Annotated in this window: 13 protein-coding genes; 4 read left to right on the forward strand and 9 right to left on the reverse strand. The window is 28.5% G+C overall.

Annotation, left to right across the window (positions count from 1 at the left end):
- Positions 1-48 precede the first annotated feature (48 nt).
- The 4 genes from RSD37_RS01050 to RSD37_RS01065 all read left to right on the forward strand — a co-directional run bounded on the left by RSD37_RS01050 (position 49) and on the right by RSD37_RS01065 (position 5,391).
- Positions 49-2,175, forward strand: a complete 2,127-nt coding sequence (locus RSD37_RS01050) for an ATP-binding protein (RefSeq protein WP_346944838.1) — start codon at positions 49-51, stop codon at positions 2,173-2,175.
- 75 nt (positions 2,176-2,250) lie between these two features.
- The gene (locus RSD37_RS01055; protein WP_346944839.1) at positions 2,251-2,406 is read left to right on the forward strand and encodes a hypothetical protein; all 156 of its coding nucleotides are present in this window, start codon (positions 2,251-2,253) and stop codon (positions 2,404-2,406) included.
- A gap of 429 nt (positions 2,407-2,835) precedes the next feature.
- Positions 2,836-3,840, forward strand: coding sequence for a ketoacyl-ACP synthase III (locus RSD37_RS01060; RefSeq protein WP_346944840.1), 1,005 nt, complete (start codon positions 2,836-2,838; stop codon positions 3,838-3,840).
- 18 nt (positions 3,841-3,858) lie between these two features.
- On the forward strand, positions 3,859-5,391 hold the full coding sequence (locus RSD37_RS01065; protein WP_346944841.1) for a methyl-accepting chemotaxis protein: 1,533 nt from the start codon (positions 3,859-3,861) through the stop codon (positions 5,389-5,391).
- 123 nt (positions 5,392-5,514) lie between these two features.
- Here the strand turns inward: RSD37_RS01065 and RSD37_RS01070 are convergent, their stop codons facing one another.
- From RSD37_RS01070 to RSD37_RS01110, 9 genes are all read right to left on the reverse strand, one after another.
- On the reverse strand, positions 5,515-6,069 hold the full coding sequence (locus RSD37_RS01070) for a hypothetical protein (protein WP_346944842.1): 555 nt from the start codon (positions 6,067-6,069) through the stop codon (positions 5,515-5,517).
- Positions 6,070-6,537: 468 nt separating this feature from the next.
- On the reverse strand, positions 6,538-8,313 hold the full coding sequence (locus RSD37_RS01075; protein WP_346944843.1) for a methyl-accepting chemotaxis protein: 1,776 nt from the start codon (positions 8,311-8,313) through the stop codon (positions 6,538-6,540).
- Between the two features lie 256 nt (positions 8,314-8,569).
- Positions 8,570-9,802 (reverse strand): serine/threonine transporter SstT, encoded by a 1,233-nt coding sequence (gene sstT, locus RSD37_RS01080; RefSeq protein ID WP_346944844.1) that lies wholly within the window; start codon positions 9,800-9,802, stop codon positions 8,570-8,572.
- A 521-nt stretch (positions 9,803-10,323) separates the two neighbouring features.
- The gene (locus tag RSD37_RS01085; protein WP_346944845.1) at positions 10,324-10,671 is read right to left on the reverse strand and encodes a CGGC domain-containing protein; all 348 of its coding nucleotides are present in this window, start codon (positions 10,669-10,671) and stop codon (positions 10,324-10,326) included.
- A gap of 266 nt (positions 10,672-10,937) precedes the next feature.
- Positions 10,938-11,297 (reverse strand): type II toxin-antitoxin system PemK/MazF family toxin, encoded by a 360-nt coding sequence (locus RSD37_RS01090; protein ID WP_346944846.1) that lies wholly within the window; start codon positions 11,295-11,297, stop codon positions 10,938-10,940.
- Positions 11,298-11,392: 95 nt separating this feature from the next.
- On the reverse strand, positions 11,393-11,671 hold the full coding sequence (locus RSD37_RS01095; protein WP_346944847.1) for a hypothetical protein: 279 nt from the start codon (positions 11,669-11,671) through the stop codon (positions 11,393-11,395).
- Positions 11,640-11,780, reverse strand: a complete 141-nt coding sequence (locus RSD37_RS01100; protein ID WP_346944848.1) for a hypothetical protein — start codon at positions 11,778-11,780, stop codon at positions 11,640-11,642. Before RSD37_RS01100 ends, RSD37_RS01095 begins: the two co-directional genes overlap by 32 nt.
- 249 nt (positions 11,781-12,029) lie before the next feature.
- Positions 12,030-12,959 carry a hypothetical protein gene (locus RSD37_RS01105; protein WP_346944849.1) on the reverse strand — a complete coding sequence of 310 codons (930 nt, stop codon included), beginning with the start codon at positions 12,957-12,959 and terminating at the stop codon, positions 12,030-12,032.
- Positions 12,960-13,113: 154 nt separating this feature from the next.
- Positions 13,114-14,040, reverse strand: coding sequence for an SAM-dependent methyltransferase (locus RSD37_RS01110; protein WP_346944850.1), 927 nt, complete (start codon positions 14,038-14,040; stop codon positions 13,114-13,116).
- Positions 14,041-14,124: the final 84 nt, after the last annotated feature.

Genomic DNA, 14,124 nt, shown 5'->3' on the forward strand with positions numbered 1-14,124 from the left:
GACTCATTTTTTAATAATTAATTAAAATGAAAGAGACGGTAGAAAAATATGGAAAAGACCTTGAATGAAGTAGAGAAACCTGATCTATTCACCAAAGAAGATCTTGAAATATTTCTAGATAACTTACCAGTTAGTTCTTGGATTAAAGACTTGGATGGAAAATATATATATGCTAACAAAGCCTATGCTTCTTTACTAAATGTTAATAAAGAAGATATTATTGGAAAATTTCATAAGGATTTTTGGAGTAAAGAATTGTGTAATTGCTTTGATAAACTAGACAAAGAAGTAATTAAAACAAAAAACTCCATTTTTCTTGAAGAATGCACGAAAAGTGATAATGATAACTTTGAATGGTTTGAAACTTATAAAACACCATTGTTAGATAAGGATGGTAACGTTAAATATACTGGTGGTATTTTAAACGAAACAACCCTAAATAAGAAACTAAATGTAGAAATTGCAAAAAGTTACGATGAACTATCTGATTTAGATTCAATTATAATCAATAATAAAAATCAAGAATATACTCTATTTAACAATATAAAAATGGATATTGTAAGATACCTAAAATGTGATGGCATAAGCATTTGTATATATAATAAAGAAACTAGTTTTCTAGTCCCAGCCTTTAACATGGGTATAAGCCAAGATATATTAGATGCTCTAGCTACTATAAAAATCTCACAAGAGAATCTTTTAGAGACTTTAAACAGTGATATTTTTAATAAAATTAGACACATTAATGAAGGAATTAATTTAATCAATATAAAAAATCTAGTAAATTCTAATGTAACATATATGGGAACCTATAATATTATGTTTAATGATGAGTTTTTAGGAATATTAAATATTTGTTACAAAAAAGATAATCCTCCTAGATTTGAAAAAGATTCTTTTATTAAGACCATGTGTAATCAAATTGGAATATTAATTAAAAATAATTATTTATCTAAAGAACTAACAACAGAATTTGAGAAATGCAGGGAAGCAGAAAAGGAGCTTGAAGCCTTCTTAGAAACTGCTGTAGACCTACTGGCAATAATAGATGATAGTGGTGCATTTCACAAGATTAATTCAGGATGGACAACCTTATCTGGATGGAGTGAAGAAGAACTCCTATCTATGAATTTAATAGATGTTATTTGTAAGGATGATTTAAATCATAGTCTTGAATTCATAAAAGATAAAAAAGATTATCCTTGTATGAACCAACTAGTAAATAGAGTTACTTGTAAAAATGGAGATTTACGATGGATAGAATGGAGTTTTAAATATGTATCTAAACGAAACATATTTATTACTACTGGTAGAGATATAACAGAAAGAAAGAACATTGAAGCAAAACAACGAAAGTATGAAGATGCCTTACACCTAGAAAGCATTAAAAACGAATTTTTTGCTAATGTATCTCATGAATTTAAAACTCCTCTAAATATAATTTTAGCAACAATGCAATTAATGAATAATAATGTTAAAGATAAAAATATACAGTCATACAATGGGGTAAATATAAATAAATATATTAATTCAATTAAACAAAACTCCTATAGATTATTAAGACTTGTAAATAATCTCATCGACATGTCTAGAATAGATACTGGATATTATGAAATACATCTAGAAAATCATAATATTGTAAATATAGTAGAAGATATAACCATATCCGTAGCTAATTATGTTGAGGATAAAGGCATAGAACTTATTTTCGATACAGATATAGAAGAGAAAATAATAGCCTGTGATTGTGATAAAATAGAAAGAATTATGTTAAATCTTCTATCTAATGCAATCAAGTATACTTATGAAAACGGTTTAATAAATGTTAATTTAAATATAATTAATGATACAGTAGTTGTATCTGTAAAAGATAATGGTATAGGAATTCCCATGGAGAATTTAAACTTAGTCTTTGAGCGATTTAGACAAGTAGACAACATTTTAACAAGACGGTGTGAAGGCAGCGGAATTGGATTATCATTAGTAAAATCTTTAGTAGAAATGCATGATGGTTCTATAGAAGTTAAAAGTGAAGTAGGAAAAGGATCTGAGTTCACATTTAAACTTCCCATCAGAACTGCAGAAAATATGGATAGTTCTGTAACTAGTAAGGGTATTGATAACAGTAAGATTGAAAAATGCAATTTAGAATTTTCCGATATATATGATTTATAACATACCTATTTTTATTTAGTCATAACTTTTATTTTTCTTAATATACTTTATTGTAAATGAAAGGAGAGATAAAAAATGGGTAAACAAAAAAGAGGTAAAGTTATTAAAAAGATAGTTGGTTGGAGAGGTACTTGCCCTTTATGTGGTAGAGAAAGGGTAAGGTTAGTTTGGAGTAAAAAAGATGCTGATGGTAATACCATTAACATTTGTAAAATCTGCTCAAACAAATAATAAAATAGTGTTTTAAATACTACATTAAAAATAATTTAATAAAAAAAAGGTTGTCTCAAGATAATTGAAATATATTTTGAGACAACCTTTTTTACTAATAAAATAATTACAATTCTGTTTTACTATAGTTAGTTTATCATTAAAAACTCATAATGACCTCTTACATTATTTATAAAAACATAAAAAATAATACAACTTAGTATAAAGCAAACTAAAAATGTAACGATAAATATAAAGTGTAACGATGAATGTTTTTATTTTTGTTACGTATTTTCACTTAAGCTTTTAATAAAAAACTTATGAAAATCTAACCACATAAAACTATAAATTAAATAAATTTTTTTATTGTCAGACTACTAAATTAATATAGGTAAAGTACGAAACTTAATTAATCCTTTATCTAAATTTTATATTAATATGGAGGTTATTATGTATAAAAATGTACATATTACAGGAGTTGGAGCATACCACCCTAAAAAATTAGCCAGTAACGAGGACCTTATTAACCACTTTAAACCTTATGGTTCTTCAGAACATGCAGCTGCATTAATGGATAGTTTAGGACGCGAGACTAGAACCTTTGCAGAAGAAGGTGAAACTTCAATAACAATGGCACTAGAAGCTAGTAAAATAGCTATAAATAAAGCTGGTATATCTACAGAGGATATTGATATGATTATTTCCGTATCAGATACGCCAGAATACTTATCCCCTTGTTGTGCACTGTTGATAAAAAATAAATTAAATGCTATCAACTCATCAAGCGTATTTGATGTAAATTCAAATTGTACCGGAATGCTTACAGCTATGGATATTGCAAGTAGATACATCAAGACCCATAAAAAATATAAGAAGGTACTTGTAGTAGGATCACTTCTAATTAGCCCCTTAGCAAGAAAGGATGACATCGTAGCCTATGGATGTGCAGCTGATGGAGCCGCAGCAGTAATTCTAGAGTTAAGAGAAGAAAATGAAGAAAGAGGACTTTTAGATTCTATAACCCTTACCGATGATAATTATCACTGGTCAATAACAATGCCTGCATGCGGAATGTCTAAGGTTACAAATAGCGAGATCGAGGCTGAAGATAAAAAAATGTTGTGGAAACCCTTTGACTTTAGCTTTTTATCTGAAAAATGGAATGAATGCATAAGAAAATTAGTAACAGATAATGACTATAAAATTGATGATGTATCTCATTATTTCATGTCTCAATTTTCAAAAGCAGATTTAGAGTTAACAATATCTAAATTAGATGGTGATGACAGTAAATCTACATTCATTGGAAATAAGTATGGATACACTGGATGTACAAGTCCTATAATGGCATTGGATGATAGACTTAAATATGAAAAATTTAACAAGGATGACATAGTTGTATTCTGCTCAGTAGCATCTGGATATAGTATATGTGCACTCCTTTATAAATGGTAAAAGAAAGGATTTATGATGATGAATAATGAAAATAACACAATAGTAAATTATCAAAAACAAAGTTTAAAATATGTTTTAATAATATATTCAATTAGCGCTATACTTGCTTCTATATTTTTTACTGGAATGAAGCTACTTGGCCAATATGACGATGTCAGTTTCACTTTAATTTGTGGCTTATGGGTAATCGTATTTGTAGAACTTATGATTTTTAAGGTTATGTACAATAAAACTGTTACTCAATCTGGACTCAATGAAAAAATGTTTAAAATACTAAAGGTTGTAATATTAGTACTTACATATATAAATTACATATACATGGGATTATCAATTCCTTCAAAGGAATTGTGGATAATAGTATTCTACTTTATTTTACTAGGTGCCTTTTTCTTAGACAATAAAATGAATCTAATGTCTATTATATTTAGTGTAATTTCACAACTTATAATATTCATAATGAATCCTATAAGTTTACCTGGAGAATTCTTTGTAAGAGAATTAAGCCTTAGGATTGTAGCTATAACCTTAATATCTTTTGGAATAATAATTTACACAGTATTCGCTTCCAAATTGCTATCCTCTATCGGTGAAAGTGAAAAAGATTTAATGAGTAGCAATGAACATATAAATAATCTATTCTTAAAGATCACAGAATTTACTAAGAATCTACTTAACTCTAGTGAAGTTTTAACCGCCATATCTAAAGAAGAAACAAAGTATCTTGAGGAGCTTGCAGTTACATCAGAAACAGTATGTAATGATTCAAATACTATGTTAAATAATTCTTTAGAAAATAATAAAATACTAAGCGAGCTTTTAAATACTAATGAGCAAATTGCAAATAAAACTAAAGATACAGAAATAAAATCGAAGGGATTAATTAAAATCTCTAATGAAAATGAAAAATCCTTAAACGAAATTCTTGATATAATCTTAGGAATAAAAGAAAGTATTGATTATACCTTTGATGCTACAAAAAAATTAGATGAAAAATCTAAAGAAATTGATAACATAATGTTGATTATCAGCCAAATATCTGATCAAACTAACCTACTTGCATTAAACGCATCCATAGAAGCAGCTAGAGTGGGCGAAATGGGCAAAGGTTTTTCAGTGGTAGCAGATGAAATACGCAAATTAGCAGAAAGCACTAGAGATTCTCTAAGTGATGCTAAAACTATAACCGATGAGTTTAAACAAGGAATTAAAGATGTAGAAACAATGATGACAACAAACTCAACCAAGATTAATAATGGAAATAGTTCAATTAACACTGTAGTAATGAGCATAAAAACCATGATGGATGAACTTAAGCTTTCCACTGAAAACATTAGAGACATAAATGGCTTAACTAATAATTTATTAAGTGAAACTAAAAACGTAGTGTCCTTTAATAATAATATATATGAATCTACCAAAAATACTATAGAAAACTTTAATTCTATTAACTCTTCCGTGAATCAAACCGTTGGCATGAGTCAAGAACTCTTTGGAAATGCGGAAGGATTAAAAAATATGGCACTTGATATGAATAAGTTAGTAGATAGATAATCTTATAATAAATATATATATATTTATTACTCTCATACTTGGAGAATAATAATAGGCTATAAGAATCCCCCTTCTTATAGCCTATTATTATAATATGTGTTCATTCATAATATCCACCTGTTTTTATACAGCTAGTCCTATTTCTTCAATAAATTCTTCTAAGAATTTCTCCATCATATCATCAATTTCTCCACAGTTTTCTATTATTATGCAGTCACTTCTCATCTCATCCTCACAGTAGGATGAATTAATAACTATTTCTTCACCTACAACCTTTAGCACAAGACCTAAATCTCCCGTTAATGCAAATCTATAATCTCCACTATCTATTATATCTAACTCTGCACATTCTTCATTAGTTACACCTGATGAATAATTCCATGGAAGTTGATTATATATTTTTTCCCCATTAATAAAGTAAGCATCATCTTCTGCCCCTACACCTTGGTATGCAAAAACAGTATATATATATTTACCCTCTTCTAATAATTTTTTTAAAAATGTTTCTATCTTTTCTTCCCTTTTCATGTTGCCAGTAGATAAATAATCTGGACCATCACATAGCTTGTCTATAATTCCTAGATTAAAAGCTATTGGAAGAAACTCTTCATTTTCTATTAAATAACTTAAAAAATTTTCCAATTTAAAGTTTGATAGTTTTACTTTTTTTTCTTTCATGTTTATTCCTCCGTAGTTCTTTTAAAATTTATATTTAATGTTTAAGTTTATTCTTAGACTAAAAATACACTCTAATATTTATAATCTAAGTTTTTGCAATAGACTATATTGTTATAATTTCTTTAAGATTTATATTTCATAAATTCCCACTCATCATCAGCATAGCGTTGTTACAAAGGGCTCTATCCAATCTAAATCTTATACAAATGAATATTTGTTATACATATTACATAAGAAACTATAAAAGGCCTTGAATATTTAAAATATCCAAACCCTTATTTCCTAAAATAGATTATATACTAAAAATCATTTATATTAAACAGTTGTATTGTTAAATTTTACTTTACAAAACTTTCATAAATATTAATTTATATTAAAATGAAAATTACTACTGAAAAAGTACCAATAGTAATTTCCAACAAAATGTAATATTAATACTAATTTAAGATATAAAATTATAAATATTTTTTATATCTTAAATTTACTTACACTTACCTTTAATTTTTCGGATATTTCCATAAGTTTTTCTGAATCACCTAATATATCCTCAGTAGTATTTGCAATGTTTATAGTTTTCTGTGCTATGTTTGTTGTTCCCTCTGCACCTTCCTGTGTGGCTTTAGTTACATCTTCTACTGATGATGTAATAACATCTACATTTAATAATAATTCATGTAAAATATTATTGAAATGTTCAATAATACTTCTAAAGTTTTCTGCATCCTTTCCATATTCATCGCCATTTGATATAAATTTATTATAATCAGCTTTAATATCAGTTTCTAAAAATGATAAAGTTTCATTAGCATTACTAATTAAATTGCTCACAGCATCTAATAATACTTTTGTAATACCTTGGATTTCATTAGCAGCAGTATTTGAATTCTCTGCAAGTTTCCTGATTTCATCAGCAACAACTGCAAACCCTCTTCCAGCTTCTCCTGCTCTAGCTGCCTCTATTGCTGCATTTAGAGCTAATAAATTAGTTTGTTGAGATATACTTAATATAGTATCCGTTAATTTATAAATATCTTTAATGCTTTCAGAATTCTTTATAGATTCTTGTAATTTATTTGTAGTTTCACCATGTATTTCATTACTTTTATTTAATGAATTAATAGAATCCTCTCTAATTGCATCTGCTTTTTTCTTTACATTTATAGTTTCATTTAGTCCTTCACCAGCTTTATTACTTACATTTTCAACGGAATTTTTCATTTCATCTGTTGTTGCATTAAACTCTTCCATAGCAGCTGCTGTTTCTTCCATACCCGCTGAAAGTTCCTGGGTTGTTGCTGCAATTGTGTCTATTTCTTCTTTTAAATTATTTAAATTTATATCTATCCCATTAGCAATCTGTAACGTTACATCCGAATTATTTACTATTTCTTCAATTACGTTTTTCATAGATTCTTTCATTGTGCTTAGCGCCTTAAATATTACACCAATCTCATCTTTATTTTTTTCGTATTTTTCGGGTATATCTTTTGTTAAATCCCCCTCTGATATATGTATTAAATGCTCAGATACCACAGTTATTGGCTCGGAAATAGCTTTAGCTATTTTTCTCCAAACTAACATTGATATAATTATTAATATTATAGAAACAACTATTGTATTTCTAACCGTCTCTTGAATCTTACTTGTCATTTTTACATTTTCTGTTTCAATTTCTTTTAGTATGTCATCTACATAATTCCCAGTTCCTATAACCCATTGAAATGGTTCATATTTTAATGAATACCCTTTCTTAAGTAATGGCTCAGCTTCACCTTCTCTAGGAAAATAATATTCTGTAAATCCTCCACCATCCTGTTTTCCCGTTTTAATTATATTCTCAACAAGCTTAAAACCTTTTGAATCTACATCATTAATTCTACTCTTTCCTTCTACATCTTTACCTAGTAAAACTACATTTGTTCCTTCATAGGTATCAGCCCAAAAATATCCATTTTCTCCATATCTCATTTTCCTCAATATATTAGCTCCATTATTTTCCGCTTCCTTCAGGGATATAACTCCAGATTCATATAATTTATATTGGGTATCTAATACACTAATAGCACTTTGTACTTGTTGTTTAATTAATTCATCATAATCCTTATTTAATACCTGCTCCAGTTGATTTATAGACTCTTTTCCCATGGAATAACTTTTGTAAGTTGTATACCCCACAAGCATTATTACTATCATTACACTAATACTTATAGAAACTGCCGTTATCTTCGTTGATATTTTCTTCATTTTATCCCCCCGTTGATGCTTATTTTTCTGTTTTAAATAAATTGTTATTATTACATATATCGAAAGATAAATAGTAAACTTTACACTTTATTCATATTAAAATTAAAATACATCACTGCTAAATAACGGAAATTAAATTATTATAAGAAATCTAGTAAAGTTGGTTCAATCCCTTCATTTTAATAAATATATTCATATAAATAAGGGTGATAACAAAATTTCTTGCTATCACCCTTTTACTCATAGAATTTAATTCTTATTTATTTATATTTATTTCTTTTCCTTCTTTACGCCATTGTGCAAATTCAGCCGTTGCTGTGAAAAGTATGTCCGTTGATGAGTTAAGTGCAGTTTCGAAAGAATCTTGTAAAACACCTACAATAAATCCTACGCCTACTACTTTCATAGCCACATCATTTGGGATACCGAACAAGCTACACGCTAAAGGTATTAGTAGCAATGAACCACCAGCTACACCTGAAGCACCACAAGCACATACAGCGGATAGTATGCTTAAGATTAGTGCGGTAGTGAAATCAACTGGAATTCCAAGTGTGTTAACCGCTGCAAGTGTCAACACTGAAATTGTAATAGCTGCACCACCCATATTGATAGTAGCCCCTAATGGGATTGATACTGAATAGGTATCATTATCTAAACCTAGTTTTTCACACAAGCTCATATTTACAGGAATGTTTGCTGCCGAACTACGTGTAAAGAATGCTGTAATACCACTTTCCTTTAAACACTTAAATACAAGTGGATATGGATTTCTACGAATATTCACAAAGACGATGATTGGATTTACTACAAGAGCCGTAAATACCATACAACCAATCAAAACACCAAGTAAGCGTCCATAACTGATTAATGACGCTATACCACTTGTAGCGATTGCATCAAATACAAGACCCATGATCCCTAATGGAGCAAAATTAATAACCCATTTTACCATTTGGGATGTTGCATCTGAAAAATTATTAATCATGATTTTAGTAGAATCAGGAGCATTTCTTAAAGCAAGACCAAGGAGTGTCGCCCAAGATAATATACCGATATAGTTGGCATTATAGAGTGCTTTTACTGGATTATCAACAAGATTTAGAAGTAAAGCTTTTAGAACCTCTACCACGCCTCCAGGTGGGGTAACATTTTCAACTCCCCCTGCAAGTGTTATTGTTACTGGGAATATAAAACTTGCAACAACAGCAACAAGTCCAGCTAAGAATGTTCCTAAAAGGTAAAGAACGATAATTGATTTCATATTGGTTTGATGACCACTCCTATGTTGGGATATAGCCGCCATAACTAAAAAGAAAACCAGCACAGGTGCAATTGCTTTTAAAGCACCTACAAATAAAGAACCAAAAATTACGATTGGCTTTGCTACATCAGGAATAGTTACAGCCAAAATAATACCAATGATTAAACCTATAATAATTCGTTTTACTAGACTCATTTGATTCCATTTGTTAATTAGATTTTTCAAAGTCTTTTCCTCCTCTTCATAAGTATAATTAAAATTTGTTAATAAATATAAATGAAACTTGCTTGTACTGCGTGTGCAATTGTCATGCAACTAATCAATATCCCATCATGAAAGCTTGTATCATAACAGATTCATAAAACGGTGTACAACCACTTTGTATTTGCTATTCTTAGCAGACTTGTCATCACTAAACTGAGGGTTGTTGCTATTATAACAAAGATTCCGACATTTTAAAAGAGAAATCTACATTTTTTTCTCCTTCATTTTTTTCACATTTAAGAATATTCTATGTTTATTGTAAATATATATTTATTTTGTTATGAAATGTTAAAGTATTATTATCATCATTTTTTCCTACTCATAATATTTAAGTTAAGATTTAATATAACATCTAAAAAAAGCCTTGGATATTATATTACCCAAAGCTTTAATTAAATATACTTATTCAAATTTCCCTTGTTTTACTTCAAGTTTTTTTGTAAAAATCAAAACAATACCTACTAAATCCATCTATAGTTTTGCTACAATAACTCACCTTTTTTTATTTTTATGGCAGTTTTAGTTTTTCCAACCTCTGAGCCATGAGTATATCCTACAACATGAAAGTATTGTGACAATCGTTTTCCTATCTCTTCATACTCCTCAGACTTTCCTCTTAAACAGCTAGATAAATGTACAACTTCTACACCATTTTCAATCATTCTACTAATCTTATGATCTAAATCTCCCCCTACATGGGTAAAAGCAATAAGTTCTGCATCTTCACCGTAACCTTCAAAGGAATCCTTTTTATTATAAAATGCACTTAAACATCCCTTACAAGAACATCTCTCCATAGTTTCTTCTCTAACCAAAATAGCAATTTTCATTAATTAACCTCCATTTTATCTATAACAATATAAGTTTATTATACATAACTTAATAGAATTTTTTCCGTATCCTTTGTTACGTAAATATGTAAAATATAATGGATTATTTTTCTCTTAAGCAGTATATTTCTTCACAAATCTAACCTTTATGTATTACATATGAAATGTTTTTTTACTCTTATTGTAAGAAATTTAATCTGAACACACTGTAAAATTTAATTTTAATAAACAATACATATGTTAAAACGATTTGCAGAAATAATTATTTATGCAATATTTACAGATAAGCTTAATTGAATTGAGATGATTCTATTTACACGTCTTAAATCTTCTTCACTAAGCATATCTCCCACAAAAACAATTTGACTTTTATCAATAACCGTTAACTGCTCAGCCATTACCACATTTCCTAAGGCAGCCACGTCATAATCCTTACTTAAAAAGCAGTGAACAGGCAATTTGTTTTTCTTGATACTAGTTATTGGTAATACCATAGTAGTTGTAGAAAATCTGTTTCCGGTATCATTTTGCACTACTACTGCTGGTCTTTTCCCTCTTTGGCAACTACCATTTCTATCTCCAAAATCCACCCAAACTAATTCTCCTCTTTTAAATCTCTTATTCATAAACTATCTCTCCAATCTAATTAATATATATTTTCAATGAGGCTTATACAAAGTGTCTATGAATTTTGTACAAGCACTCACTTCTTTATTTAAAGTTAAAATCTAATATGGGGTAACCCCAATTGTTTACTATAATTATTAAGTAAATTTTTATATTCACTTAATATATTTTTATCTTCTTCTTCATATACAGCTATAGATATATAACCTAAATCATTATCCATTTTCTTAATATCAATTTTATGAAGTGCTGATTCATTTCCTTTGATATATTCACTAAAAACAAAACTTTCTAAGCTATCTCTTAATCCCTCTGCTTCATATTTTAATTTTGCCTTTAACTTACTCATCCCAAGGATCATTGTCACTTTCATCAGCACCATAATCATCCACATCACATTGATATTCAAACTCTTCTCTAGACATGCTACCTCCTTCATATTTGTATTCATCCCATTTGTCATCTCTGTCTTCTCTGCACATCTTAATATCTCCCTTCCTATTTTAAATATTTTTACTTAGCTCTTGGCTACATCTATATATTATCAAATACACCTTTTAAAACCCTGAAATATAACTCCCCTTCCTAGCCAGGACTTCCTACCCTAGAAGGGGATTAACATTAATAAACACCCATAAATAAAGAGTTTTTTGAGATTAACTTTATGAAATTAAGTGCAACAAAAAAAGTCGCTCAAAACACCATTAATCGGCACTTAAACAACTTTTTTATCAACTATTTTTTATTATTTTATTCAGCTTAACTTTATATTTGCTTCCTAATGGAAAATCTAAAGCCGCTGCTTCATATTTTATATTCTTTCTTCTCTCTTCTAAGTCGTTTTTTTCATTATATATCTTATCCACCACTAAAAAATCTATATTCTTATACTTATCATTTAACTCTATTACATCATTAAATGCTATTACATTCTTCTCAAAAATCAATAATAATTTCCCTTTACATTTTAACTCAGTAACCAATAAATCCATTAATATCTTAGCAGAAAAATCACTGGTTGAAAAAGATTTAGAAACCCCCGTAACTTTATGGCTAACGGCTATAGCTACAAAAATATTTCTATTAATTTCTCTAAGAATAATTTTATTACCATATAACTTTCTCTTCTTTTCATTTTCTGCTTTATTACTTTGATTAGCCACCTTAAATATATCTACACAACAACAAGTATCATAGTCTTTAATAATATCGTTTTTTTCTTCCTCTAGAGTTTTATAATAGGATAAATATTTTTTCAAAATGTTATAGCACTGTCTATCACTATATTCTACCCCAAACTCGTGATTTATATATTTCTTTAACAATTCCTTTTCCCATTCTAAATATGGTACTCCACCCTTAAAAGGAATATCTTTTAATACTCTCTCCATTGCAGACTTTTGAATATTAGATAATTTATTTCTCTTCTCTTTTATATCTGCATAAATCTCTCTTTTAAAATAATTTTCAAGAAATCGTTTTTCCATTCTCCATAAAGTAGTTCTCTCAATATCATACTTTTCATATATCTGCTCTTTTGTTTTGTTACTTATATATAAATCTCTTACAATTTTTAGTTCTCTTTTTTTACTATCAGATAAATTCTTATTTCTTAGTTCTTTAGAAATATATTTTTTTACGGATTCTTCATAAGCCTTCATATATTCCTCCATATTCCTAACCTCTACTATAACTTTCTTCAGCACTAATATTTACATTTTAGCTCAAATATTTCACCTATAAAAATTCTTACATAAAAGATACTGCCCCAAAATATTGACTTATGTTTCACCTTTTTAAATCATGAATATAAAATTAATAACATATATTTATATGTCTTTTAAACTTACCTTTACAAAGAAAACACTTATCAACTATCTCAAATCCAGCTTCTTTAATAATATTATCCATATCTTCAAAAGTAACTAAAACTAATTTATCTGCAATCTTTCGTGCAGTTCTAATAATGTCTGTTTGTTCCTTAACTGTAGTTGGTGTAAACACTCCATAAGGCAAATCTATAATAGCTACATCAAATTTTTCATCTATTGCCCTCATATCCATGGTAGTTATTACATTTTCATAACCAAAGAACTTTAAGTTATCTTTAGCATTTTTAGCGATAGGTTTATTTATTTCGAACCCCTTAACCTCTATCCCCATAGACATAGCATCAATAACAACTGTTCCAACACCACAACAAGGATCTACTAATTTAATATCTAATTTATCTCCTATAGCTATATTAACAAGGGCTCTAGACAATCTTAATCCTAATGAATTTGAATATGAATGTGGCTTTCTATCATGAATATGCCACTTACAATCATTCTTTTCATATTCTCCAAATATCCACTTACCCTCTATTTTTGTTATACCTAATAACACCTTAGGATTATGCATTTCAGATTGACCATTTACCACTAATCCAATTTCTCTTACACTTTGTAATCTATCTTTATACTCTATATCTCCACCTTCAACCTTTATATAACACACCTTAAATTGTTCATAAGATATTTTATCTTCAACTATTCTCTTAACTATATCCTCCAGAGTTTTCTCCGCATACTTCACTGATATTTTTTCTTTAACAAATGGACTTCTTGATGGTTTTATATCTCTGTGAGAAAATATATATTTATCTGCTATTTCCTCCTGAAATAAATACTTCACTTCCATGTCGCATATATCTTTTTCATATTGTGGATAATTAAGATTATAAAAATACTTTTTAATCATAGACTCATTTCCTTTTGCCTTCACCTTATTTGTTTCATTATAACCTATTTACTGACTACTTGTATGTTTTCATATTGGACAGGT

Source organism: Clostridium sp., from assembly GCF_036646415.1.
Lineage (GTDB): Bacteria > Bacillota > Clostridia > Clostridiales > Clostridiaceae > Clostridium_J.

Coding starts and splice junctions, on each gene's coding strand:
- RSD37_RS01050 (WP_346944838.1), top strand. CDS start 49: ATGGAAAAGACCTTGAATGAAGTAGAGAAACCTGATCTATTCACCAAA.
- RSD37_RS01055 (WP_346944839.1), top strand. CDS start 2,251: ATGGGTAAACAAAAAAGAGGTAAAGTTATTAAAAAGATAGTTGGTTGG.
- RSD37_RS01060 (WP_346944840.1), top strand. CDS start 2,836: ATGTATAAAAATGTACATATTACAGGAGTTGGAGCATACCACCCTAAA.
- RSD37_RS01065 (WP_346944841.1), top strand. CDS start 3,859: ATGAATAATGAAAATAACACAATAGTAAATTATCAAAAACAAAGTTTA.
- RSD37_RS01070 (WP_346944842.1), bottom strand. CDS start 6,069: ATGAAAGAAAAAAAAGTAAAACTATCAAACTTTAAATTGGAAAATTTT.
- RSD37_RS01075 (WP_346944843.1), bottom strand. CDS start 8,313: ATGAAGAAAATATCAACGAAGATAACGGCAGTTTCTATAAGTATTAGT.
- RSD37_RS01085 (WP_346944845.1), bottom strand. CDS start 10,671: ATGAAAATTGCTATTTTGGTTAGAGAAGAAACTATGGAGAGATGTTCT.
- RSD37_RS01090 (WP_346944846.1), bottom strand. CDS start 11,297: ATGAATAAGAGATTTAAAAGAGGAGAATTAGTTTGGGTGGATTTTGGA.
- RSD37_RS01095 (WP_346944847.1), bottom strand. CDS start 11,671: ATGAAAGTGACAATGATCCTTGGGATGAGTAAGTTAAAGGCAAAATTA.
- RSD37_RS01100 (WP_346944848.1), bottom strand. CDS start 11,780: ATGTGCAGAGAAGACAGAGATGACAAATGGGATGAATACAAATATGAA.
- RSD37_RS01105 (WP_346944849.1), bottom strand. CDS start 12,959: ATGAAGGCTTATGAAGAATCCGTAAAAAAATATATTTCTAAAGAACTA.
- RSD37_RS01110 (WP_346944850.1), bottom strand. CDS start 14,040: ATGATTAAAAAGTATTTTTATAATCTTAATTATCCACAATATGAAAAA.